Source organism: Micromonospora sp. NPDC050695 (assembly GCF_040654415.1).
In the GTDB taxonomy this organism is placed as follows: Bacteria; Actinomycetota; Actinomycetes; order Mycobacteriales; family Micromonosporaceae; genus Micromonospora.
In genome coordinates this window covers 179,752-203,719 of sequence record NZ_JBFAHZ010000002.1, presented here as the reverse complement: position 1 = coordinate 203,719, position 23,968 = coordinate 179,752, and the positions used below count along the sequence as shown (strand labels likewise).

Sequence of the window (23,968 nt, the reverse complement as noted above, 5' to 3'; positions counted from 1 at the left end):
TGTCGCGGTGTGCGCCAGAGCTGGGACGCGAGCGTTATTCGTCCGCCGCCACGCAGGCGCCGTCCGACCACTGCCGCACGACGGACCGGACCGCGCAGCTCGGTGGCGGCGGCAGCGTGGTCACGGTGACCGGTTCGGACAGGGGTGACAGGTGGCCGACCTCGTCGCGGGCCTGCACCACGAAGGTGTACGTGGTGGTGGGGGTCAACCCGCTGATCTGGGTGCTGTTGCGCCCCGGCGGGTACTGGTACACCTCGCTGACCCGGGTGAGGGTGCCGTCGGCGTTGACCCGGAACACCTCGTACCGGTCGAGCGCGACGTTCTCGACCGAGGGGGCCCACCGCAGCCACACCAGGGTGGCGGCCACGTCGTACGCCATCGGTTGGCCCGGCGCGCTCGGCGACTGGTCGTCGCCCGGTGGCATGGTCAGCCGCAGCGTCGGGTTCGACAGGGAGCTGTTGCCGGCCGCGTCCACCGCCGAGACGCTGAACGTGTACGTGCGGGACGGCCGCAGCCCGGTGATCCGGATGCTGGTGGTGTCGGTCGAGTACATGGCGCCGGAGTCCTCGAACCGCGCGGAGACCGGATAGCGGACCACCCCCACGTTGTCGGTCGAGGCTGCCCAGGTCAGCTCGACCCAGGTCGTGTCGACGGCGACGACCGTGATCGGGCCGGGGGTGGTGGGGCGCTCGGTGTCGTCGGCGGCGTACGCCGGGGTCGCGCCCACCGCGACCAGGGCGGCCGCGAGCAGCGCGGCGACCGGCGACCGCAGACCTCCATGTCGGCGTGCAGCGCGGCCCGGCATCAACTCCGAAGGCGCCGCACCCAGCCCCATCCGCCCGGACGCGGTCGCCGCGAGGGACCTAGGCGACGAGGCGGCGTTCCCAGGCCCAGGCGGCGATCTCCACCCGGTTCCGGGCCGGGAGCTTCATCTGCACGCTGGCCAGATGGGTCTTGACCGTGCCGACCGCGATGAAGAGCCGGGCGGCGATCTCGGCGTTGGTCAGGCCCCGGGCGACGAGCTTCACGACGTCGAGTTCCCGTGGTGAGAGCCCGGCGTCGTCGTACGCGGGTGTCGGCGAGCTGAGATGCTCCAGCAGCCGCACCGTGATGGACGGGCTGATCAGCGCGTCCCCGGACACGGCCGCGCGGACCGCCTCCACCAGCAGCGCCGGGCCGGAGTCCTTGAGCAGGAAACCGCAGGCGCCGTTGGACAGTGCGGTGTGCACGTACTCGTCGAGGTCGAAGGTGGTCACCACGACCACCCGGACCGGGTCGGCGACGCCCGGCCCGGCGAGCAGCCGCAGCGCCTCGAGGCCGTCGAGGCGGGGCATCCGGATGTCCAGCAGCACGACGTCCGGTCGCAGACGCCGGGCCAGCTCGACGGCGGCGACCCCGTCCGCGGCCTCGCCGACCACCGTCATGTCCGACTGCGCCCCGATGATCATGCCGAAGCCGGTCCGGACCATCGCCTGGTCGTCGGCGAGCAGCACCCGGATCACCGCGCCACCGCCGGATGCAGCGGCAGCGCCGCGTCGAGCACCCAGCCGCCGGCGATGCCCGGCCCGGCGGTGATCGTGCCGCCGAGGGCGCGTACCCGCTCGGTGAGGCCGATCAGACCGAAGCCGTGCCCCCGGGCCGGCGCGGTGCGCCCGGACGTGCCGTCGTCGGCGACCCGGACCAGCAGCCAGTCCGGGGTACGGCGCACCGCGACGTGCACCGACCGGGCGTCCGGTGCGTGCTGGCGGGTGTTGGTCAGCCCCTCCATCACCACCCGGTACGCCGACGTGGAGACCTCCACCGGCAGCCCGTCCAGCGGGCCGTCGACGTGCAGCCGGGCCGGTACGGTCGCCGTGCCGTTGTGGCCCTGCACCAGCGGCGCCAGGTCGGCCACGCCGGCCAGCGGGGCGAGCGGGGCGTCCGGATTGCGCAGGACACCGACCATCCGTCGCATCGAGGCCATCGTCTCCGCGCCGGCGCGTTCGATCTGCTCCAGGGCGACGATCACCCGCTGCGGATCCTGCTCGGCGACGAACCGGGCGCCCTGCGCCTGCACCACGATGCCGGTCACGTGGTGGGCGATGAAGTCGTGCAGATCGCGGGCGAACTCGGCGCGCTGCTCGGCCCGGACCAGCGCGATCGCCCGCTCCCGTCCGGCCGCGACGACGCGCAGGTAGATGCCGACCGCGGCGGCGCCGACCGCCGCGAGCGCCTGGAGCAGCCCGAAGATCACGAGTACGTTGTCGGTGCCGGCGCGCAGCGGCATCGCGGCGGCGGCGAGCGCGGTGACCGCCGCCGCCCACGGCGCCAGTCGGGCCGCGCCCCGCCGGGTCACCACGAAGACGACTGCCAACAGCCCGGCGGACTCGGCCAGCCCCCAGCTGCCGCCGACCAGAAGTCCTCTGCCCGAGCTGAGCACCGTGATACCGAAGGTGACGGCCAGCGAGGCGGTGCCGAGCAGGAGCGCCGCGACGGGCAATGCCCGCGACCCCTGCCGGTGCACGGGCAGCCAGACCGGCACGGTCGCCACCGCGAGCCCCGTGCGCACCACCAGAAGCAGGGCGAACGTCGGGCTCATGCCGGTGAACAGGCCGAAGCGCAGGTCGAAGAGGCCCAGCAGACCCAGCGCCGCCAGGCCCGCGAGCTGGCCCAGCCGTACCCACCATGTCGAGAAAGCCGCCGCGCTCATGGTGACCCAGCGTAGCCAGGTGGCGGGAGCGGTAGATCGGCCGAAAGGCAGACCCGGCGGCGGCGATACCCGGCCCCGGGCCGATGTGCCCACCGGTTGACGGCGGCGACGCTTCCCGGGTCACATCGCAGCCACTGGAGGAACAATGACAACCCACGCCCCGCCGCAAACCAGCCACGCGGCGGTCGCCGCGGTCGACCTGGCGAAGGTGTACGGCAGCGGTGACACCGCGGTCCGTGCGCTGGACGGGGTCTCGGTCGGCTTCGGCCGGGCCGAGTTCACCGCGATCATGGGCTCGTCCGGGTCCGGCAAGTCGACCCTCATGCACTGTCTCGCCGGCCTGGACACGGCCACCTCCGGTAGCGTCCTGCTCGGCGGCACGGACCTCACCGGTCAGTCGGACCGGACGCTGACCCGGGTACGCCGCGACCGGATCGGGTTCGTCTTCCAGTCGTTCAACCTGCTGCCGCAGCTCACGGCCGCGCAGAACATCACCCTGCCGCTGGACCTCGCCGGCCGGGAGCCCGACGGTCACCTGCTGGAGCACCTGGTGCGGGTGCTGGGCCTCGGTGACCGTCTGGGCCACCGGCCCAGCGAGCTGTCCGGTGGCCAGCAGCAGCGGGTGGCGCTGGCGCGGGCGCTGGTGTCGCGTCCCGAGGTGGTCTTCGCCGACGAGCCGACCGGCAACCTGGACTCCCGCTCCGGGGCGGAGGTGCTCACCATCCTGCGCGACTCGGTCCGCGACCTCGGCCAGACCGTCGTCATGGTCACCCACGACCCGATCGCCGCCGCGTACGCCGACCGGGTGGTGCTGCTCGCCGACGGCCGGGTGGCCGGCGAGATCGACAAACCGGACCAGGGCTCCGTGACCGACGCGCTGCGCGATCTGGCGGCCGGCGCATGAGGGCGACCGTGCTGCGTACCCAGGTGAGCGTCGCCGCCCGCCGCCCCGGCCGGCTGATCCTGACCGGCCTGGCCATCCTGGTCGCGGCGTTCGTCGTCTTCGGCACGGTGCTCGTGCAGGAGATCACCGAACGGACCGTGCGGGACAACCTCAGCGGCACCCCGGCCGCCACCGACCTGGTGATCGGTGACCCGGAGCAGCCGTCACCCACCGCGGCGCAGCTGCCACGCGTCCGCGCCCTGACCGGGGTGGCCGAGGCGGTCGGCCGGTCGGAGATCGGGGTCTTACTCGGCGAGGGTTACCTCAACCTGCAGGCCGACCCGGGCAGTGGCCCACTGGCCACGGTCCGCGTGATCCGGGGCAGCTATCCGACGCGACCCGGGGAGATCGCGATCACCCCGCGTACCGCCGAACGACTCGGACTCGCGGTCGGCACCGCGACCAGCGGGACGGGCGGCGAGCTGACCGCGCCCACCCAACTCACCGTCACCGGCGTGGTCGAGACCGACGCCGACGGCGGCTCCGACGCGTACGCCCCGGACAACGTCGTGACGGCGTGGGCGCACCTGACCACCGTGGAGCGCATCGACGTACGGGTGACACCCGGCACGTCGCCGGAGTCCGTCCGCGAGGCGGTGACCGCGCTGGTCGGCGCCACGCAGCCGGTGCGCTCCGGCGCCGAGGTGCGCCAGACCGAGGCCAACGCGGCCGCCGAGCAGGTCGGGAGACTGTTCGTCCTGGTCGGCGTGTTCGTCGCGATCGCGGTCATCGCCGCGGCGCTGGTGGTCACCTCGACCTTCCGCATCGTCTTCGCGCAGCGGATGCGGCAGCTCGCGCTGCTGCGGGCGGTCGGCGCGGGGCGGGGCACCCTGGTGGGGGCGTTGACCGCCGAGGGAGCCCTGACCGGGCTGGTCGCCGGCGTGGTCGGTGTCGCCGGCGCACTCGCCCTCGGGTACGCCCTGCCGGCGGTGCTGCGGGCCTCCGGCCGGGCGGTCTCGTCGCCCGGCCTGCCGCTGACCGCGTCCGTCGCGGTGGTGGCCGGCGCCGTCATGATCACCGTCCTGGCCGTGCTGGCCCCGGCGCTCTCCGCCGCGCGGGTCTCCCCGCTGGAGGCGCTGCGTACGGCGAGCACCACCGCCGGCCGGCGCGGCGTCGGCGTCCCGCGTCTGGTGTGCGGGCTGCTGCTGGCCGCGGGCGCGGTGCTCGCCGCCGTCGCGACGATCCGCCAGCTGCCCACGCCGGAGCAGGAGTCCTACGACCCGACGATGCCCCTGCTCCTGCTGGTCGGGTCCGGCGCGCTGGCGTTCTTCGCGCTGGTGGCCCTCGGGCCGCTGCTGGTACGTCCGGTGCTGGCCGTCCTGGGCTGGCCGTTGAGGCAGCTCGGCCCGCACGGGCGGCTGGCGGTCGGCGGGGTCGGCGGGACGCCTCGTCGGGCCGCGGCGGTGTCCGTCGTGGTCGCGCTGGGCGTGACCCTGATCTCCGGGGTGGTCATCGGGGGCGCGTCGATGCGGGTCCTCGCCGACCGTGAGATGGCGCTCTCGGCGCCGACCGACTTCGAGGTCACCACCAGCGACGGGACGCTGCCGGCGGCGGTGGTGACCGGCGCGGAGGTGGCACAGGCACTCGACCGGGTGGTGCCGTACCGGCGCGTCGCCGACGTCACGGTGCTGCGTGGCACCGACCGGCTCGGTGACGTCGAGTCCGGTTACCCGACGAACGACCTCGACGTGGCGGCGTTGCCGACCACCGGTGACCTGGACGTGGCCCAGGGCAGCCTGGCCGACCGTGGGCCCGGCCGGATCGTGCTGAACAGCTGGGTGGCCCGGGACACCGGACTGCGGGCCGGCGACACCGCCACCCTCGCCCGCGCCACGGGCAGGGTCGACGTGCGGGTGGCCGCGGTGCTGCCCGGCGACGGCCCGCTGCACGCCGGCATCCTCGTCGACCCGGCCGACCTCGACCGGCTCGGCGTGCCGGCGGCGTACACCGGTCTGCTGGCCGACGCGGCCGATGCCGGCGAGGACGGCCGCACCGCCGGGGTACGCGCGCTGCGGCAGGCGATCGGCGGCAGCGAGGGGGTGGGGCTCGCGGTGCTCGCCGACGAACGCGACCGCAACGACGCGCTGCTGAGCACCCTGGTCTGGATCGCGGTCGGCCTGGTCGGTCTCACCGTGCTGATCGCGGTCGTCGGGGTCGGCTCCACCACCGCGCTCTCGGTCGTGGAGCGGGTACGCGAGTCCGGCCTGCTCCGCGCCATCGGCCTGTCCCGGACCGGCCTGCGCACCATGCTGACCGCCGAGTCCGGCCTGTACGGGGTGATCGGTGCGACCATCGGTCTGCTCCTCGGCGTCCCGTACGCCTGGTTGGCGGTCCAGACGCTCGGGATCGACGCACCGTTGACCGTGCCGGTGCTGCCGCTGGTCGGGCTGTTCGTGGCGCTTGTCGCGTCGACCGCGCTGGCCGGGGTGCTGCCGGCGCGGCGGGCGTCCCGGGTCAGCCCGGTGGTGGCGCTGGGGCTCGACGGCTGACCCCGCACCGTGGGTCGGCGTCGAGGACGGCGCCGACCCACGGTGGCCTGTTCAGTTGGGGTTGTTGGCGTGGGTCAGCGTCTCCCACGCCACGAAGAGGGTGTTGCTGCCGGCCGGCCGCTGGTGCAGCGTGAGGGTCTGCGTGTTGGTCATGACGTTGCCCAGCCGGGTGCTCATCGCGTTGAAGCCGACCTCGGTGATCGGGCCGAGGCCCCGGGTGAGGCTGCCACCGCAGAGCCAGGAGGGCGCGGCCTCGCCGAGCTGGTAGCGGGAGTGGAAGCCGAGCGCCTGCCGCAGCCGCAATGTCTTCGCCGCCACGAATGCCGTTACGGGTGCATGGACGCGCCCTTGAGCACCTTGTCCACCACGGTGCGCCCCGCGTGCAGAGCCAGCCCCACCAGGTCCAGCTTGTCCCGGCCGACCGCCTGCACGGCGGCGCGGTTGTCCCGGTCGTTGCCGGTGGCGAACAGCTCGGACGTGAAGACCGCGAGCCGCAGCCCACGGGCGAGCGCACGCGAGTGCGCGCCGGCCAGCGTCGCCCGGTCGCCGGCGAACACCAGCACCGGCTGGCGGAACATCGGCAGATACCCGGTGCCGTCCGCGTCGCGGTACTCCTCACCCAGCAGCACCGGCTCGGCGTTCGCGATGCCACTGACCAGGAAGGCCGTGACGTTCAGCCGCTGCCAGCCGGCCAGGTCGTTACGGAGCAGTACGGCGATCTTGGTGGGAAAGCGGATCGGTTCGGTCATGGCGTCGAGCCTGCCCGCCCCGACACCGACCGGTCTTGTACGTTCTTAGCGTGGCCACCCGCCCGGCCGGCTCCCAGGTCAGCGCCTGGCGACCCGCCGTCGCCGGGGTCGCCGAGGTCTTCCACGCCCATTTCGTGGACCACGCGTACCCGCGGCACGTCCACGACGTGTGGACGCTGCTGATCGTCGACGACGGCGCGGTCCGTTTCGACCTCGACCGGCACCGGCACGGCGCGCTGCGCACATCGGTCACGCTGCTGCCGCCGTACGTGCCGCACGACGGCCGCTCCGCCACGGCGAACGGTTTCCGCAAGCGGGTCCTGTACCTCGACACCTCGGCGCTCGACGCCGCGTTGGTCGGCCGGGCGGTCGACCAACCGGACCTGGCCGATCCGCGCCTGCGAGACCGGATCCACCACCTGCATCAGGCGCTCGGCGACGCGGGGGACGAGTTCGAGGCGGAGAGCCGGCTCGCGCTCATCCTGGACCGACTGCGCCAGCAACTCGGCGCGCGTGCCCCGGCCGGTGTCCCGCCGCCCGCGCGTGGCCTCGCGGTCCGACTACGGGAGCTGCTGGACGCCCGGACCGTCGAGGGTGTCACCCTGCGCGAGGCCGCCGAGCTGCTGCACGCCCACCCGACGCACCTGGTCCGGGCGTTCAGCCACCTGCACGGGCTGCCGCCGCACGCGTACCTGACCGGTCGGCGGGTCGAGCTGGCCCGTCGCCTGCTCCTCGCGGGGCAGCGTCCCGCCGAGGTCGCCGCGGCCGCCGGGTTCTTCGACCAGGCGCACCTGACCCGTCACTTCCGGCGGTATCTGGGCGTCAGCCCGACCCGCTACCCGGCCCGGAGCTGATCGGCGGTCAGACGAGCTGGCCGCCGATGACGGCGACGAGCGCGGCGGCCCGCGAGCCGCGCCCGTCGCGGGGTGTACGCCGCGTGCAGGTGTGCCACGAGCAGGCGACTCCGGGTGCAGCTGCCGTGCCGTTGGGTCGGTGAACCAGCGGTGGTGCGCGCTGTGCGCCAACCCGCTGTACCGGGTCTCGTCACCGAGTAGGGCAATGGCCGGCGCGGTCTGCGCCAGGGTTTCGCCGAGGTGGTTCACCACCTGGGCCGGGGTGTCGTGCATCCGGTCGAGGATCCGCATCATTCCCCGGGTTCACGTGGTCGGCCCGCACCGCGTGGCGCGGAACGGCGTGGCCGGTGGTTCTGCTGGCTGATCGCCACCCCGACGAGCGGCTGTAAATGGACGGCCGTTCGGATGCGCCACCGGACGGTCACGAAATCCGGCGGCGAATCGTCACAACTGGCGGTTAGTCTTCCTCGGCGCGTCGTCGTCCTGGTACGCCGCGCCCCGCGCCTGGTCGGCGCGGCATCGCCGCCACCGCCCACCATCGGCCGGCTCAACCGACTTCAGGAGAGTTTGTGACACAGCAATCCGTCGCGACATCGGACAAACTCGACGCCGCAGTGCTCAAGGTGGCCGGCGTCGTGGTCCTCGGCGCGATCATGTCGATCCTCGACGTGACGGTGGTCAGCGTGGCGCTGCCCACATTCCAGACTGAGTTCGACGCGTCCTACGCCCGCGTCGCGTGGACGATGACCGGCTACACCCTCGCCCTGGCCACCGTGATCCCGCTCAGCGGCTGGGCGGCCGACCGGTTCGGCACCAAACGTCTCTACATGGTGGCGTTGGCGCTGTTCACGATCGGGTCCGGTCTCTGCGCCACCGCCGACAGCATCGGCGAGCTGATCGGCTACCGCGTGTTGCAGGGCCTCGGCGGCGGCATGCTCATGCCGCTGGGCATGACCATCATGACCCGCGCGGCCGGGCCGCACCGGATCGGCCGACTGATGGCCGTCCTCGGCATTCCGATGCTGCTCGGCCCGATCGGCGGCCCGATCCTCGGCGGCTGGCTGATCGACACCGCGAGCTGGCACTGGATCTTCCTGATCAACCTGCCGATCGGTGTCGTCGCGCTGATCTACGCGCAGTTCGCGCTGCCGAAGGACGCGCCCGAGCCGTCCGAGTCGTTCGACTTCGTCGGTATGCTCATGCTCTCGCCGGGTCTCGCCCTGTTCCTCTACGGCGTCTCGTCGCTGCCGGAGGCGGGCACGTTCGCCGAGGCGAAGGTGTGGGCGCCGATGCTGGTCGGCGGCGCGCTGGTGGTGGCGTTCGTGCTCTACTCGTTCAAGCCCCGGCACCCGCTGCTCGACCTGCGGCTGTTCCGCAACCGCAGTCTGACCATCGCCTCGCTGACGCTGTTCGTGTTCATCATCGCGTTCATGGGCGCCGGCCTGCTGTTCCCGAGCTACTTCCTGCAGGTGCGCGGCGAGTCGACGTTGGCCGCCGGCCTGCTGATGGCCCCGCAGGGCATCGGCGCGATGATCACCATGCCGATCGCCGGCACGCTGGCCGACCGGGTGCCGATCGGGCGTACCGTGCCGTTCGCGCTGGGGCTCATCGTCGTCGGTTTCTTCGGGTTCACCCAGGTCGACCCGCAGACCTCGTACTGGCTGCTCGGCGGGTCGCTGTTCGTGATGGGTCTGGGCATGGGCGGCACGATGATGCCGATCATGACCTCCGCGCTGCGGACGTTGCAGGCCCAGGAGGTGGCCCGTGGCTCGACGCTGGTCAACATCCTCCAGCAGATCGGCGGGTCGGTCGGCGCCGCCGTGATGTCGGTGATCCTCACCAACGAGCTGAACGGCTCCCGGCCGATCCCCGGCCTGGTGGACGAGAGTGGCAAGCCGGTCACCGAGGCCGGGCTGGCCATCGCCTCCCAGCAGCGTCCGGAGCTGCTCCAGCAGATGCCGGTCGACCCGTCGATCATCGAGCGCGGGCTCGACTTCGCCGCCAAGTCGTTCGCCACCACGTTCTGGGTCGCGTTCGCGCTGGTCGTGCTCACGTTCATCCCGGCCGCCCTGCTGCCGCGCCGACGTCAGCCGGCGCAGCTCGACGACCAGCAGGGCGAGCAGGTCAAGACGCCGGTCGTCATCCACTGAGTACGCCGCCGCCGCGCTCGGCGTCCCTACGGGGAGTCGAGCGCGGCGGCGGATACGGCGTCAGCGCAACGGACCGTCGCCCGGCCCGTTCGGGTCGTCGACCAGGTGGACCGCCGCTTCCTCCGCGCTGGCGGCGCCCGCGTCGATCCCGGCGTCCCACGCCACCGAGTCGGCCTCGTCGTCCTCGCGGACACCCTCGTCGTACGCGACGAGACGGCCCGCGCGGCCCTCGGCCTCGTACCCCCGGCGGGTCAGCTCGTCCTCGTCGTCGCCGCCCTCGGCGTACGGGTCGATGTCCGGTTCCTCCTGGGCGAGGTACTGGTCCAGGGACTCCCCGGCCCGCTCCTCGGCGGGGGTGGTGCCGAACCGGTTCGCCGCCGTCCAGTGGTCCTCGGCGACGATGCCGGTGTCGAGGGGGTCGCCGACCCCGTCATCCAGGGTGTCGGAGGCGTCCAGGACGCCATCGTCCTCGGCCACGTTCCACTCGTCGACGGAATCCATCCGCTCGGTCTGGCTCACGGCGGTCTCTCCTTCGTCACGGCGCAGCGAAGTGCCAAGCCTATGACCACTCAACGTCGCCGCACCCCGAGGGCTGCCCGCTGTGACGAACGGACCTCGGGGCGCGGCGCGCGGGCGGGTCAGCGGGTCAGCAACTCCACCACGGCCTCGGTGAACTCCGCCGGCTGCTCGACGTGCGCGAAGTGCCCGCTCTGCTCCAGCACCACCAGGCGCGAGTCCTTGAGGCCCGCGTGCAGTTCCTCGGCGTAACGGGGGCCGCAGATGAAGTCGTGCGCGCCCACGATCACCACGGCCGGCGCGGTGATCTCACCGAGCCTGTCCCGCACGTCGAACGGCGTGGGGTCGTTCGAACGGGCCGGCGTCATCCAGACCCGTACGGCCGCCTGGAGCGGGGCGAACTCGGCCTGCCGACCCCAGAAGTCCGCGAAGTACACCGGGATGGCGGCGCGCAGGGCGGTCGCCAGGGCCTCGTCGTCGGCGGCGACACCGTAGCGTTCGAAAGCGTGCGGGACGTCCGTCGCCTCCGGCCGGTCGGGGTGCCGCTGCGGGTACGCGGCGAGGTTGGCCATCGCCTCGGCCCAGAACTCGGCGCCGGTGACGGGTGAGGTGTCGTACAGGACGAGGCCGGCGACCCGGTCCGGGTGGTCCAGCGCGTACCGCTGGACGACGAAACCGCCGTGCGAGTGGCCCAGGAGGTACACCCGGGGCTCGCCGAGGTGCTCGACCACCGCGTCGAGGAACCGGACATACGTCGCGAGACGGTAGTCGTCGGGGTTGTCGAGCCGCCCCGAGGCACCCGTGCCGACCGGCTCGACGTACACCATCGTGAAGTGTTCCTCGAGGCCGGGCGTCCGCAGGTAGGCCCACTCGATGCCGGGGCCGCCGGAGTGCGCCACGCACACCGGGCCGGTGCCCGCGACGTGGTAGACCTGCCGGACACCGTCGACGGTGAAGGTGTGCGCACCCGGGCTGAGCGTGCCGACGTCGTGGCTGGTGGAACCCATGTGCTATCTCCCGATCCGTGGACCCGCGCGCCGTGTGTCGCCGCGCGACTGGTGACTGACACGGACCAGATGCGCGGGCCGGTCGCGAAGTTCGCTCGGTCCGGAAACTTTTCTCAGACCAGCGCCGGAACGGGGTGGAAGAGGGTGAACCGGCCCACCCGTCCGCCGCGCAGTTGCTGCAACCACAGGGCCGCGGGTGGGCAGTGCTCCGGATCGTGGGGCGGGCTGATCAGGTCGGTCTCCCAGATCAGCACGTCGCCGCTGGCCACCACGTTGCGCAGCCGCTGGCGTACCCCGGCTTCCAGGTCGCTGGTCATGCCGCCGATCGCCAGGTCGGGGCCTCCGCGCCGGCGGCCCGGCACGATCATCTCGGCGTCCGGCCACCAACTGTCCCGCACGACCCGGTCGAAGTCGCCCCGCATCGCCGTGGCGATCATGTCGCGGCCCTCCCGCCAGCGGGCGGCGTTGACCGCGCCGAGGTCGGTGTGCGCCGCGGTGGCCGAGGCCCGGAGGCCGCCGGCGAGCGTGCGACGGGCGTGGCTGAGGCGGCTGCGGACGGTGCCGACCGGCACGCCGCACACGGCGGCGATCTGGTCGTACGAGGAGGCGTCGCTGAAGTACCGCAGCAGGGTGACCAGCCGGTCGGGCTCGGACAGTCGGTCGATGGCGTGCCACACCCAGTCACGCAGGACGCCCTGGTCCAGTGCCTCCTCCGGGGTGGGGGTGGCGGCGGGCAGGGTGAACCACTCCGGTTCGGCGACCGGGAACGGCCGGGGGCCACGCAGCGTCATCCGGGCGTTGTTGCGGACGATGGTGCGCAGCCACGGGCCGACCGCCGCCGGGTCGCGGACCTCACCGATGCGCCGCAGCGCCACCACCATGGCGTCCTGCACCGCATCCTCGGCGTCCGGGCCGTAGCCGAGCATGCTCAACGCGACGGCCCGCATCCCGGCCTCGTGACGGGCCAGCAGCACGCCCAGCGCCCCCGCGTCTCCGGCCTGCGCGAGCAGTACCAGATCGGCGTCACCGTGCGTCACGCGCGGTTCCTCCCAGAATCGACTTCGTGGGGATCCGGCGCCCTCATCAAGCGTACGGCGGTCACGCAGCCGCTCCACGTCGCGCCGGCTGTCCCACCCCGGTCGTAGCGTGCCCGCCGTGTCGCCATCGCCTGAGCCAGGATGAGGGGGTGGACATCGAACCGGTCGACCACGAGCCCCGGCAGGCGTTCCCCTGGTCGCTTCTGCGCCAGCGCTGGGAGGACCTCACCTTCCTGCACTGGGCCGTCGCCCCGGAACTCGTCGCACCGCTGCTGCCCGCCGGAACACGCCCGGACACGCTGGGCGGCGTCAGTTACGTCGGGCTGATCGCCTTCCGGATGGTGCGGTTGGGCTTCGGTCGCGGCCCCGGGGTGCCCTACCTCGGCACCTTCTGGGAGACCAACGTCCGGCTCTACTCGGTCGACGACACCGGCCGGCGGGCGGTCGTGTTCCGCTCGCTCGACGCGTCCCGCCTCGTGCCGGTGCTGGTGGCGCGGGTGACGTTGGGTCTGCCGTACCTCTGGTCGTCGATGCGCCTGGACCGCGACGGTGACCGCCGTACCTACCGGTGCCGGCGGCGCTGGCCCGGCCCGGCCGGTACGACGAGCCGGATGACCGTGCGGGTGGGGGAGCGGATCGACGACCCGACACCCCTTGAGCACTTCGTCACCGCCCGGTGGGGGCTGCACACCCGGGTGTACGGGCGCACGCTGCACCTGCCGAACTGGCATCCGCGCTGGCCGCTGCACCGGGCCGAGGTGCTGCACCTGGACGACGAGTTGGTCGCCGCCGCCGGTCTGCCGGCGCCGGTCGACCCGCCGGTCAGCGTGCTGTACTCGCCCGGTGTCGGGGTGCGGTTCGGTACGCCGGTGGCGGCCCGGCGCGGCGGCGCCGGGCCGCCGGCGCCTCAGTAGCGGCTTCCCTCGGGCGCGGGCAGCGCGTCCAGGTCGGCCAGGTCCTCCGCGGCGAGCCGCACGTCGCCGGCCGCGCAGTTGTCCACCAGGTACTTCGGGGTCTTGGTGCCGGGGATCGGTATGACGTGGGGGCCCTGGGCGACGACCCACGCGAGGGCGACCTGCGCGGGGCTGAGGCCCGCCCGGTCGGCGATCTCGCGGACCCGGGCCACGATGGCCAGGTTGGCCCGCAACGCGTCCTGTTGGAAACGCGGCAGGCCACGGCGGAAGTCGTCGGCGGGCAGGTCGTCGAACGAGGTGAACCGGCCGGTGAGGAACCCGCGGCCCAGCGGCGAGAACGGCAGGAAGGCGATGCCCTGCTCGGCGCAGTACGGCAGCACCTCGGTCAACGGGTCGCGGGTCCACAGCGACAACTCGGACTGCACCGACGCCACCGGGTGCACCGCCTGGGCTCGCACGATCTGGGTCACCGTCACCTCGGACAGCCCGATCTGCCGTGCCTTGCCCGTCTTCACGACCTCCGCCATCGCACCCCAGGACTCCTCGATGGGCACCTCCGGGTCGACCCGGTGCAACTGGTAGAGGTCGACGTGGTCGGTGCCGAGCCGCCGCAGGCTGGCGTCGATCGCCGCACGAATGTGCTCCGGGCGGCCGTTGTTGCCGATCGTGGGGGAGTTGCCGGGGCCACCGGTGGACGCGGTGGCCACCAGGCCGGCCTTGGTCGCCAGGACGGCCCGCTCCCGTCGCCCGCCGGCCAGCGCCCGCCCGACCAGTTCCTCATTGGTGTACGGCCCGTACACGTCCGACGTGTCGATCAGGGTGGCGCCCAGATCGAGGGCCTGGTGGATGACCGAGATCGAGGTGTCGTCGTCGCGGGGGCCACTGATGTCGTATCCGTGGGTCATGCCCATGCACCCGAGACCGATGACGCCAACCTCGGGGCCGGTGCTGCCCAGCGTGGTGCTTCGCATGCACCCCACGCTACGCCGGATCGCGAGAAGGCCGGCGCGGCCGGAATGCACGCAGGGTCACGGCCCCGTAGGGTCCGTCGTGGTGACGACTGTCGCTGCCTGCGACCGGAGGGAGCCGCGACATGGCGAGCAAACTGGTGGTGGGGACGTTCCTGTCCCTGGACGGTGTGATGCAGGGCCCCGGCGGGCCCGGCGGGGCTGCGGCTGACCGGGTCGCGCACCACCAAGGCGGGTGTCGTCTACGCCGCGTACGAGGTGGCGGGTCAGCCCGCCTACGGCACCGTCCTGTAGGAGTCGCGCTTGATCCGCGTTCGTGAGTTCGTCTGGTCCGACTACGACCGCGTCGTGGCTCTGTGGACCGCCACCGGACGGGGCGTGCTGCCCCGCGCCGAGCTGACCGCCACACTGACGCGGGATCCGCAGCTCTTCCTGGTCGCCGACGTGGACGCCACCGTCGCGGCGGTGGTGCTGGGCACCTACGACGGCCGCCGGGGGATGATCCTGCGGCTGGCCGTCGACCCGGCGTACCGCCGTCGCGGCATCGCCACCCTGCTGGTCGCCGAGTTGGAGCGGCGGTTTGCCGCCCTCGGTTGCCCACGGGTGAACCTGCTGGTGCTGCCGGAGGACACGGCCGCGCTCCGGTTCTGGCAGGCGCTGGGCTACGCGCCCCAGCCCGACGTTCTCTGCACGAAGCCGATGGGTGGTTCGCCGGACCTGTCGCGAGGGGTGGCTCCGGCTTCGACCATGGGGTGAGGGCCGGGCGCACCGGCCCCACCGACGAGCCGACACGGCACCGACAAGGAGCGGATCGATGACGAAGGTGACGACCCGGGCGACGATGTCGTTGGACGGCTACATCGCGGACGCGTCCCACGGTGGCTTCGAGTACCTCTTCCAGTGGTACGAGGGCGGCGACGTCGAGACGCCGACGGCCAACCCCGAGTTGACGTTCCGGACGTCCGCCGCGAGCGCCCGGCACCTGCGCGACTTCACCGAGCGGACCGGCGCGCTGGTCGTCGGCCGGCGGCTGTTCGACATGACCAATGGGTGGGGTGGTCGGCATCCGCTGGACGTGCCCGTCGTGGTTGCCACGCACCGCGTGCCCGAGGGTTGGGAGCCGGAGAGCGACTCCTTCGTCTTTGTCACCGACGGCATCGAGAGCGCCGTTGACCGGGCCAGGGCGATCGCCGGTGCCAAGGAGGTCGGTGTCAATGGCGGCACCATCGCGGCGCAGGTCGTCGAGTCCGGCCTGCTCGACGAGGTGCACGTCGACCTCGTCCCGGTGGTGCTCGGTGCCGGCATCCCGCTCTTCGCCCGCCTGAAGATCGCGCCACTGCAGCTGGAGGGCCCGATCAGCGTCGTCGAGGGCGTCGGCGTCACCCACCTGGCCTACCGGATACGCCCATCGGCCTGAGCACCCGGGAAATGCCCCGCTCGGCGTGGGCCGGGATGCGCCGCCGGTCGCCCTAGAATCGATGACGTTCACTGTCTGCGGCGGCGGTGTCGCGGATGGCTGGCACGGAGGGCGGTGCGGGACGTGGGACCGGACGAGCGGGGCAAGCTGTTCGAGCAGGCACGGGAGCTGTCGCGGCGGCAGGCCACCTGGGCGGAGGCGGACCGCATGTGGGGGCGGGTGATCGACGCCTACCGGCGGGCGGTGGACGGCCCGGGGCAGCCGGACCGCCGCGACCAGCAGCAGTTGGCGCGGGCGTTGTGGCGGCACGGGATGCTGCTGTCCGCGCGCGGCCGGGCCGGGCAGGGCATGGCGCCGGGCGGTGAGGCGGTCGCCATCTTCGAGCGGGTGTACGACGCGGTGGCGGCCGAGGGTGGCAACGTGGCTGCCCCACCCCGCGACGACGCGCTCGCCGAACTGATCACCGCGTTGGTGGACCTCGCAGAGGTCGCGTTCGCCGCCGGTCAGCCCGCCACGCGCAGAGAGTTGCTGGACCGGGCGGTGGCGGTGGGTCTGACCGCCGTCGGCGCTCCGCCGTCGGCCGGGCCCCGCACCCGGGAGGCGATGGGGGCGGCGTACCACAACCAGGCGACCGCCTTGCTGCACCGCCACCTCACCCGGCCGTCGTCGGTCGACGGCGTCCGGGAGGCGACCCTCGCCGCGTCACGGGCCTGCGAGCTGCGTCAGGCGTTGCTCGACCCGGCGCGTCCGCTCAGCCTGTGGGAGATGGCGAACACCTACGGGGTGTACGCGCGGTGCCTGGCGATGATCGGCGACACCGATCGCGCCGCCGTGGTGCTGGCGCTGGGCAACCGACTTGTCGAGTTGCTGGGGCCGGCGGCCGAGCAGCCCGCCCAGAACCTGCGCGTGGCCGCCGAGTTGCTGGGCCGGGAAGAGGCCACCGCCGGTTCGCGGCGCTTCCGGTGGCGGCGGCGCTGACCTGGCTGCCTACACCCGACCCGGCGTCGGGCCCTCGCCCTGATCCGACCCCTGCCGGTGGTCCGCGAAGTCGATCCGCATGACCACGCGGCGCAGGGTCGGATGGCTGACCTCGGTGAACCCGGCCTCCTCGAAGACCTGCCGGACCCCGACGTGAGCCTCACCCCAGGTGATCTGCTTGCCGGCCTCGGCGAGCATCGGGTACGCCTCCAGTGACCGGGCGCCACGCTCCCGCGCGAAGTCGACCGCGGCGCGGGCCAGAGGATACGTGAGGCCGCGCCCCCGGTAGCCCTTGCGGACCACCAGGCAGGTCACCGCCCAGACGCCGTCGTCGTCCTTGTCCTCGTCGCGGCCGAGCCAGGGCACCCGTTGCTTGCGCAGCTTCGGGTACGCCGTCCGCGGCTCGACCGCCAGCCACCCCACCGGCTGGTCGTCGAGGTACGCGATCAGCCCGCTGGTGTCCTTGGCGTCCGGCTCACCACACCTGGTCTGCTCGCGAAACGCCGCGACCCGCCCCTGCGGGGTGGACGCCTGCCACAGCCAGCCCCTGACCTTGAACCACTGGCACTGGCACCGCCCCGCGTCGGCCGTGCCGAAGACGTCCTGAAGGTCCTCCCACGACGCCTCGTTGGCGGGCACGATCCGGACGTCGCCGTCAGTCATGCGGTGCCTCCGCGATGATCCGCCTGATCATGTTCGTCGATTGTGCCTCATCGAGAGCACGCCGCTCCAGGCTCCGCCGTCGCTGAGCAGCGCGGGCAGAACGGTGCGTCACCTTAACGCGCCGGAAACACCCCCGGTACCAACCCTGGGAACGCTCGTCGGACAGTCGAGACACCGACACGCGAACCGGGGTGACCATGGCCGACAACACCACGAACGCGCCGACGTTCGACGGGCCGCTGGGCCGGTCCGGCAACGGCCTGGCACTGCCCGCACCCCGCCCCAACCCGGCCCCGTCGCTGGACGACGGCGACCCGGCGGACCTGGCCACGATCGGCGTGGAGGAGGAGTTCCACGTCGTCGACCTGCACACCCGGGAGTTGGTGCCCCGCGCCGGGGAACTGCTCGACCGGCTGCCGGCGACCTCGTTCACCGCCGAACTGCACCGCAGCGTGGTGGAGACCAACACCGCGGTCTGCCGCACCCTGGACGAGATCCGCGCCGAGCTGACCCGGCTGCGCCAGGCCGCCGTCGCAGTCGCCGACCGGGCCGGGTTGGGCATCGTGGCGGCCGGCACGGTGCCGCTGCGCGCCGACGGCGACCCGAGCGTCACTCCCACCTCCCGCTACCGGCGGATGCTCGACGAATACCAGATGCTCGCCCGGGAGCAGTTGATCTGCGGCGCGCAGGTGCACGTCGGGGTGTCCGACCGGGACCTGGCGGTGGCCGTCACCCGCCGCGTCCAACCGTGGCTGCCGGTCCTGCTCGCCCTGTCCACCAGCTCGCCGTACTGGATGGGACAGGACAGCGGCTACGCCAGCGTCCGGTCGCTGGTCTGGCAGCGCTGGCCCACGGCCGGCGACCCGGGCGAGGTGACCAGCGCGGCGGACCACGAGGCACTGGTCGCCGAGCTGATCTCCTCCGAGACCATCACCGACCCGGCCATGATCTACTTCGATGTCCGGCCGTCGGCCCACGTGCCCACCGTGGAACTGCGGATCACCGACGCCAACGCCGACGTGGAGACCATCGTCCTGCTCACCGGCCTGTTCCGGGCGCTGGTGCGGCGGGAGGTCGCCGCGCTGCGCGCCGGCGTGGAGCGCACCGCCGTCCGGCCGCCGGTGCTGCGTGTCGCCGTGTGGCGGGCCGCCCGCTCCGGGCTGGAAGGCGACCTGCTCGACCTGCCCCGCTCGGCCCGACCGGTGCCGGCCGCCGAGGCGGTCCGCCGGCTGGTGACCGACCTGCGCCCGCAGCTGGAGGCGACCGGCGACTGGGAGCAGATCCGGGACCTGACCGAGTATGCGCTGCGGCGTGGCAGCTCGGCCGCACGGCAGCGGCGGGCGTACGAGCGGCGCGGCCGGCTGGCCGACGTGGTCGACCTGCTCCTCGACGAGACCCGGGGACGCATCCAGGGGCCACTGCCCGGAGCGCCACCCGCGCCGGCCCTGCCCACGTACACCGGCTCCGCCGACGAGGTCTTCGGCCCGGCCGGGCCGGAGCCCGCGTACCGTCCGCTGCTGGCCGCCCTGCGCGGCCTCGGCGCCGGTGCCCTGCGCCACCGCGAGCACGACCGGGACGAGGAGCAACGCGCCCGGGGGGTGACCTTCAGCGTGGCCGGCGAGGCGAGCACCCGACTCTTCCCGGTCGACCTGGTGCCCCGGGTGGTGCCCGCCGCCGACTGGCGGGCGCTGCGCGCCGGTCTCGTGCAGCGCGCCCGCGCCCTCGACGCCTTCCTGCGCGACGTCTACGCCGATCGGGCCGCGGTCGCCGACGGCGTGGTGCCGGCCTGGGTGGTGGAATCCTCACCCGGGCTGCGCCCGACCGGGGCGCTCATGGGTCGGCGGGGCACCCGCGCCCAGGTGTCCGGAACTGATCTCGTCCGCGATCCCGCCGGCGGCTGGTACGTCCTGGAGGACAACCTTCGGGTGCCCTCGGGCATTGGCTACGCGGTGCAGAACCGGCGGCTGACCCGGACGGTGCTGCCCGAGTTGCCGGTGCCCGACGACCTGCTGCCCGCCGACGAGACACCCGCGATGCTGTACCGGGCGCTGGTCGCCGCCGCGCCAGCCGCCGCCGCCGACCCTGCCGTGGTGGTGCTCAGCAGCGGCCCGGGTGATCCCGCCTGGTTCGAGCATCGGCTGCTCGCCGACGAGATGGGCGTGCCGCTGACCGGGAGCAGTGACCTGCTGGTCTCCGAGGGCCGCGTCCACCTGGTCCGGGAAGGCCGCCGCAGTCAGGTCGACGTGATCTACCTGCGGATGGACGAGGAGGCCCTGCTGCACGCGCCGGGCGCCGACGGGGTGCCCCTGGGCTGGCCGCTGCTCGCGGCGGTGCACGCCGGGCGGCTGACGTTGGCCAACGCGCTGGGCAACGGTGTCGGCGACGACAAGGCCCTGTACGCGTACGTGCCCCGGCTGATCGAGTACTACCTGGGGGAGAAGGCCCTGCTTCCGGACGTGCCGACATACCTGTGCGGGTTGCCCGAGCAGCGGGCCGAGGTGCTCGGCCGGCTCGACGAGCTGGTGCTCAAGCCGGTCGACGGGTACGGCGGCGACCGGGTGGTGATCGGCCCCCGGGCCGAGGCGGAGGAGTTGGACGCCGTCCGCGAGCAGATCCTCGCCGCCCCACACCGGTGGATCGCCCAGGAGATGGTGGCGCTCACCACGCACCCGGTCTTCGACGGCACGGCGCTCGCCCCCCGCCACGTGGACCTGCGGGCCTTCGTCTTCCTCGGCGAGACCGCCGAGGTGGCGCCGGTGGCGCTGACCCGCGTCGCGCCGGCCGGCAGCATGATCGTCAACTCGTCGCGCGGCGGTGGGTCGAAGGACACCTGGCTGCTCGGCGGAGACGATCCGACGTCGCCGTAACCCACGCTTGACCCACACGTCATCGGGGCGCAACCCGGTCCGCCAAACCTGGACCGGTCAGCGGCCCGAGCGGACCCGAGCCGATGAGAGGTGCGTGCCATGTGCGGTATCGGAGGCGAGTTCCGCCTCGACGGGGCGCCACCGGACATGGCGGCCGTCGAGCGGATGTTGCCCGCCCTGGCCTCCCGCGGCCCGGACGGCGAGGGGCGGTGGCAACACGGCCCGGCGGCGCTGGTGCACCGCCGGCTGCGCATCATCGACCTGTCCGACGCGGGCGCCCAGCCGATGGTCGACCCCGAGCTGGCTCTCGCCCTGGTCTTCAACGGCTGCATCTACAACTACCGCGAGCTGCGCGACGAGCTGACCGCCGCCGGCTACTCCTTCCGGTCCACCTCGGACACCGAGGTGATCCTCAAGGCGTACCACCGGTGGGGGACGGCCTGCGTCGAGCGGTTCTACGGGATGTTCGCCTTCGCGCTCGTCGAGCTGGCAACGAACACGCTGGTGCTGGCCCGCGACCGGCTCGGCATCAAACCGCTCTACCTCGCCGAGGGGCCGGGCCGGATCCGTTTCGCCTCGACCCTGCCGGCTCTGCTCGCCGCCGGTGGCGTCGACACCGACCTCGATCCGGTGGCGCTGCACCACTACATGAGCTTCCACTCGGTGGTGCCGCCGCCGCGCACCATCCTCGCCGGGGTCCGCAAACTCCCGCCCGCCACCGTGCGGGTGGTCACCGCCGACGGCCGGAGCACCGACACCGTGTACTGGCGGCCGGAGTTCACCCGCGCCGCCGCCGAGCCGATATCCGCCGGCGAGTGGCAGGAACGGATCATGACGGCGCTGCGCACCGCCGTACGCCGGCGCATGGTCGCCGACGTGCCGGTCGGTGTGCTGCTCTCCGGCGGCATCGACTCCAGCCTGATCGTCGCCCTGCTGGCCGAGCAGGGCCAGACCGGTCTGGCCACCTTCAGCATCGGGTTCGAGGCGGCGGCGGGGGAGAGCGGCGACGAGTTCCACTACTCCGACCTGGTGGCCCGCCAGTTCGGCACCGACCACCAGCAGATCCGCATCGGCGCGGCCCGGTTCGTGCCCGCCGTGCACGAGGCCATCGCGGCGATGAGCGAACCGATGGTCAGCCACGACTGCGTCGCCTTCCACCTGCTCTCCGAGGAGGTATCGCAGCGGATCACGGTGGTGCAGTCCGGGCAGGGCGCCGACGAGATCTTCGCCGGCTACGACTGGTACCCGCCGATGGCGAACGTCGCACGCGAGGACGCCGTCGAGGCGTACGCCCGGGTGTTCTTCGACCGTCGCCACGACGCGCTCGCCGGGCACCTGGCGCCGGAGTGGATGCTCGATCATGACGCCAGCCTGGAGTTCGTCGCCGCGCACTTCGGCGCGCCCGGCGCGGACACCGCCCTCGACGCGGCGCTGCGCCAGGACAGCCTGGTGATGCTGGTCGACGACCCGGTCAAGCGGGTCGACAACATGACGATGGCCTGGGGGCTGGAGGCCCGCGTGCCGTTCCTCGACCACGAGGTCGTCGAGCTGGCGGCCGCCTGTCCGCCGGCGCTGAAGCTGGCCCACGGCGGCAAGGGCGTGCTGAAGGCCGCGAGCCGCGGCATCGTGCCCGACGAGGTGATCGACCGGCCGAAGGGCTACTTCCCGGTGCCCGCCATCCGGCACCTCTCCGGGCCGCTGCTCGACGACGTCCGCGACGCGTTGACGGCCCAGCCGGCCCGTGAGCGGGGCCTGTTCCGCAAGGACTACCTGGAGGAGTTGCTGGACGCGCCGAATGCCCGGCGGACCACGTTGGGCTCCAACGCGCTCTGGCAGCTCGGGCTGCTGGAGCTCTGGTTGCAGCGGATCGGGGTTTAGATGACCGTACGGACCGAGGTGCCGCGTACCACCCGTCGGGCCCGACCCGCCGGCCGCCGGACGGCACCGTCACCGCTGCCTGCCGGCGAGGACTTCGCGCCCGCCCCCTCCCCGGACGGCCGCCGGGTGGCGTTCCTCTCCGACCGGGCCGGGACGCCCGGCGTCTGGGTCCACGAGGTCGGCGCGGGCGCGGCCGTCGCGCTGCCCACCGGCACCGAACCGGTGCTGCGGGTGAGTTGGTCCCCGGACGGGCAGTGGCTGGCCTGCGTCATCGCACCGGGCGGCGCGCCCCGCACCGAGCTGTGGGTGCTGCGTCCGGACGGCACCGGGCGTCGTCAGGTCGCCGGGTTCGGTCGCCGCAGCGCGACGATGTCCGGCTGGCTGCTCGGCGGCGCGGTCCTGGCGGTCACCGAGACCGGCGAGCGGGGCACGGCCGTCCTGATCGACGCGGGCACCGGGCACCGGCGGGTGCTCGCCGAGGGTGACCTGCTCACCCTGCTCGACGTCACCCCGGACGCCGGCACCGCCCTGCTGCGCCGCGGCCCGCGCAACGCCCGCTGGCTGGAACTGCTCGACGTGGCCACCGGGGATCGGCGTCGGCTGCTGCCGGACACCGGTCGGGGCAGCACCGACCAGGGTTGGTTCGGCCCCGACGCGACGAGCGTGCTGGCCCGCACCGACGCGTTCTCCGAACTGGCCGCGCTGGTGCGGGTGGACCTGACCCGACCGGAGCGGACGCCGGCCCGGCTCGCCGGGCGGCCGGACGCCGAGCTGGAGCACGCCGCCGCGAGCGCCGACGGGCGCCGCGCCGCGCTGCTGTGGAACACCTACGGCGGCCGCAGCGAGGTGAGCCTGTTCGACCTGGCCAGCGGTGTGCAGCGGGCCGTCGCCGCCCCGGGCGAGGTGCTCGACGACGCGGTCTTCGCCGCTGGCGGTGACCTGCTCTGCCTCACCGCGCAGGGTCCGGTGCAGCCCCGGGAGGTGTGGCTGGTCGACCCGACGAGCGGGGCGCTACGCCCGCTGCGACCGGACACCGGCGACGCGCGTACGGGCGGCGGCGGTGTCGCGCCGCAACTCGTCGACCTGCGCGCCCGCGACGGGTTGCCGCTGTCCGGGTGGCTCTACCGCCCGGCCGGGCCGGGTCCCTGGCCGACCGCGATCAGCCTGCACGGCGGTCCGGAGGCGCAGGAACGACCGTCCTACAACCCGCTGTTCCAGGCTCTCGTCGCGCAGGGCGTCGCGGTGTTCGCGCCGAACGTGCGGGGCTCGTCGGGCTTCGGTCGGTCCTTCGTGGCCGCCGACAACCTCGCCGGCCGGTACGGGGCCATCGCCGACGTGGCGGCGTGCGCCGACCACCTGGTCGACAGCGGCGTCGCCCGCCCCGGCCAGCTCGGTTGCCTCGGCCGCTCCTACGGCGGCTACCTGGTCCTTTCGGTGCTGGTGAACTTCCCCGGGTTGTTCGCCGCCGGGGTGGCCGAGTGCGGCATCTCCGACTTCCACACCTTCTTCGCCGGCACCGAGCCGTGGATCGCCGCCGCCGCCGTCAGCAAGTACGGCGACCCGGTGCGGGACGCCGAGCTGCTGCGCGACCTGTCGCCGATGACCCACCTCGACCGACTCGACGTGCCGGTGCTGCTCATCCACGGTGCCAACGACACCAATGTTCCGGCCGGCGAGTCGGCGCAGGTGGCGCAGGCCCTCGCCGCCCGCGACGTCCCGTACGGGCACCTGGTGCTGGCCGGGGAGGGGCACGACTTCCTGGGCCGCGACAACGCCGAGGCAGCGCGTACGGCCACCACCGCCTGGCTCACCCGGCACCTCGCCGCGACCACGACCGCCGTCGGCTGAG

At 73.3% G+C, this 23,968-nt stretch carries 21 protein-coding genes and 1 pseudogene; 11 read left to right on the top strand and 11 right to left on the bottom strand.

What is annotated here, in order from left to right:
* Positions 1–34: 34 nt before the first annotated feature.
* From AB0H52_RS02565 to AB0H52_RS02555, 3 genes are read right to left on the bottom strand one after another with little or no spacing between them, the layout of a single operon-like run.
* The gene (locus AB0H52_RS02565; protein WP_192580260.1) at positions 35–805 is read right to left on the bottom strand and encodes a fibronectin type III domain-containing protein; all 771 of its coding nucleotides are present in this window, start codon (positions 803–805) and stop codon (positions 35–37) included.
* Between the two features lie 58 nt (positions 806–863).
* On the bottom strand, positions 864–1,502 hold the full coding sequence (locus AB0H52_RS02560; protein ID WP_151489850.1) for a response regulator transcription factor: 639 nt from the start codon (positions 1,500–1,502) through the stop codon (positions 864–866).
* Positions 1,499–2,689: a histidine kinase gene (locus AB0H52_RS02555; protein WP_151489851.1), complete on the bottom strand. Its 1,191-nt coding sequence runs from the start codon at positions 2,687–2,689 to the stop codon at positions 1,499–1,501. Before AB0H52_RS02555 ends, AB0H52_RS02560 begins: the two co-directional genes overlap by 4 nt.
* A gap of 145 nt (positions 2,690–2,834) precedes the next feature.
* On the opposite strand from AB0H52_RS02555, the gene AB0H52_RS02550 reads away from it, so the two are divergent.
* Together AB0H52_RS02550 and AB0H52_RS02545 are read left to right on the top strand one after the other, a co-directional pair.
* Positions 2,835–3,593 (top strand): ABC transporter ATP-binding protein, encoded by a 759-nt coding sequence (locus AB0H52_RS02550; protein ID WP_357944758.1) that lies wholly within the window; start codon positions 2,835–2,837, stop codon positions 3,591–3,593.
* Entirely contained in the window at positions 3,590–6,121 is a 2,532-nt protein-coding gene (locus AB0H52_RS02545; RefSeq protein WP_357944755.1) for an ABC transporter permease, read from the top strand. Before AB0H52_RS02550 ends, AB0H52_RS02545 begins: the two co-directional genes overlap by 4 nt.
* Before the next feature lie 51 nt (positions 6,122–6,172).
* Here the strand turns inward: AB0H52_RS02545 and AB0H52_RS02540 are convergent, their stop codons facing one another.
* Both AB0H52_RS02540 and AB0H52_RS02535 read right to left on the bottom strand, forming a co-directional pair.
* On the bottom strand, positions 6,173–6,439 hold the full coding sequence (locus tag AB0H52_RS02540) for a hypothetical protein (RefSeq protein ID WP_225854468.1): 267 nt from the start codon (positions 6,437–6,439) through the stop codon (positions 6,173–6,175).
* Between the two features lie 8 nt (positions 6,440–6,447).
* Complete coding sequence (locus tag AB0H52_RS02535) at positions 6,448–6,870, bottom strand: DUF2000 domain-containing protein (RefSeq protein ID WP_151489854.1); 423 nt, start codon at positions 6,868–6,870, stop codon at positions 6,448–6,450.
* 50 nt (positions 6,871–6,920) lie between these two features.
* Here AB0H52_RS02535 and AB0H52_RS02530 point away from each other — a divergent pair, with 50 nt between their 5' ends.
* A complete protein-coding gene (locus tag AB0H52_RS02530) occupies positions 6,921–7,724 on the top strand; it encodes an AraC family transcriptional regulator (protein ID WP_151489855.1) in 804 nt (267 codons plus the stop codon).
* Positions 7,725–7,889: 165 nt separating this feature from the next.
* On the opposite strand, the pseudogene AB0H52_RS02525 reads toward AB0H52_RS02530, so the two are convergent.
* Positions 7,890–7,997, bottom strand: a pseudogene (locus AB0H52_RS02525) (transcriptional regulator); the annotation flags it as partial.
* 296 nt (positions 7,998–8,293) lie between these two features.
* On the opposite strand from AB0H52_RS02525, the gene AB0H52_RS02520 reads away from it, so the two are divergent.
* Positions 8,294–9,874, top strand: coding sequence for a DHA2 family efflux MFS transporter permease subunit (locus AB0H52_RS02520; RefSeq protein WP_151489856.1), 1,581 nt, complete (start codon positions 8,294–8,296; stop codon positions 9,872–9,874).
* Positions 9,875–9,934: 60 nt separating this feature from the next.
* On the opposite strand, the gene AB0H52_RS02515 is transcribed toward AB0H52_RS02520, so the two are convergent.
* The 3 genes from AB0H52_RS02515 to AB0H52_RS02505 form a co-directional block, all read right to left on the bottom strand.
* Positions 9,935–10,393: a DUF5709 domain-containing protein gene (locus tag AB0H52_RS02515; RefSeq protein ID WP_225854470.1), complete on the bottom strand. Its 459-nt coding sequence runs from the start codon at positions 10,391–10,393 to the stop codon at positions 9,935–9,937.
* A gap of 119 nt (positions 10,394–10,512) precedes the next feature.
* Positions 10,513–11,397: an alpha/beta hydrolase gene (locus AB0H52_RS02510; RefSeq protein WP_151489857.1), complete on the bottom strand. Its 885-nt coding sequence runs from the start codon at positions 11,395–11,397 to the stop codon at positions 10,513–10,515.
* 113 nt (positions 11,398–11,510) lie between these two features.
* Positions 11,511–12,434 carry a sigma-70 family RNA polymerase sigma factor gene (locus AB0H52_RS02505; RefSeq protein ID WP_151489858.1) on the bottom strand — a complete coding sequence of 308 codons (924 nt, stop codon included), beginning with the start codon at positions 12,432–12,434 and terminating at the stop codon, positions 11,511–11,513.
* 149 nt (positions 12,435–12,583) lie between these two features.
* Here AB0H52_RS02505 and AB0H52_RS02500 point away from each other — a divergent pair, with 149 nt between their 5' ends.
* Positions 12,584–13,348, top strand: a complete 765-nt coding sequence (locus tag AB0H52_RS02500; protein WP_357944748.1) for a DUF2071 domain-containing protein — start codon at positions 12,584–12,586, stop codon at positions 13,346–13,348.
* On the opposite strand, the gene AB0H52_RS02495 is transcribed toward AB0H52_RS02500, so the two are convergent.
* Entirely contained in the window at positions 13,342–14,319 is a 978-nt protein-coding gene (locus tag AB0H52_RS02495) for an aldo/keto reductase (protein WP_151489859.1), read from the bottom strand. The genes AB0H52_RS02500 and AB0H52_RS02495 overlap by 7 nt on opposite strands.
* A 300-nt stretch (positions 14,320–14,619) precedes the next feature.
* Between AB0H52_RS02495 and AB0H52_RS02490 the strand changes: the two genes are divergently transcribed.
* From AB0H52_RS02490 to AB0H52_RS02480, 3 genes are all read left to right on the top strand, one after another.
* Complete coding sequence (locus AB0H52_RS02490; RefSeq protein WP_151489860.1) at positions 14,620–15,072, top strand: GNAT family N-acetyltransferase; 453 nt, start codon at positions 14,620–14,622, stop codon at positions 15,070–15,072.
* A gap of 58 nt (positions 15,073–15,130) precedes the next feature.
* Positions 15,131–15,733: a dihydrofolate reductase family protein gene (locus tag AB0H52_RS02485; RefSeq protein ID WP_151489861.1), complete on the top strand. Its 603-nt coding sequence runs from the start codon at positions 15,131–15,133 to the stop codon at positions 15,731–15,733.
* A 114-nt stretch (positions 15,734–15,847) separates the two neighbouring features.
* Positions 15,848–16,711: a hypothetical protein gene (locus tag AB0H52_RS02480; RefSeq protein WP_151489862.1), complete on the top strand. Its 864-nt coding sequence runs from the start codon at positions 15,848–15,850 to the stop codon at positions 16,709–16,711.
* Positions 16,712–16,720: 9 nt separating this feature from the next.
* On the opposite strand, the gene AB0H52_RS02475 is transcribed toward AB0H52_RS02480, so the two are convergent.
* Positions 16,721–17,374: a GNAT family N-acetyltransferase gene (locus AB0H52_RS02475; protein WP_357944742.1), complete on the bottom strand. Its 654-nt coding sequence runs from the start codon at positions 17,372–17,374 to the stop codon at positions 16,721–16,723.
* 197 nt (positions 17,375–17,571) lie between these two features.
* Here AB0H52_RS02475 and AB0H52_RS02470 point away from each other — a divergent pair, with 197 nt between their 5' ends.
* The 3 genes from AB0H52_RS02470 to AB0H52_RS02460 all read left to right on the top strand — a co-directional run bounded on the left by AB0H52_RS02470 (position 17,572) and on the right by AB0H52_RS02460 (position 23,967).
* Complete coding sequence (locus AB0H52_RS02470) at positions 17,572–20,241, top strand: carboxylate--amine ligase/circularly permuted type 2 ATP-grasp protein (protein WP_357944739.1); 2,670 nt, start codon at positions 17,572–17,574, stop codon at positions 20,239–20,241.
* A 99-nt stretch (positions 20,242–20,340) separates the two neighbouring features.
* Positions 20,341–22,119 carry an N-acetylglutaminylglutamine amidotransferase gene (locus AB0H52_RS02465; RefSeq protein WP_357944736.1) on the top strand — a complete coding sequence of 593 codons (1,779 nt, stop codon included), beginning with the start codon at positions 20,341–20,343 and terminating at the stop codon, positions 22,117–22,119.
* Positions 22,120–23,967 (top strand): prolyl oligopeptidase family serine peptidase, encoded by a 1,848-nt coding sequence (locus tag AB0H52_RS02460; RefSeq protein WP_357944733.1) that lies wholly within the window; start codon positions 22,120–22,122, stop codon positions 23,965–23,967. It begins immediately after the preceding gene.
* Position 23,968: the final 1 nt, after the last annotated feature.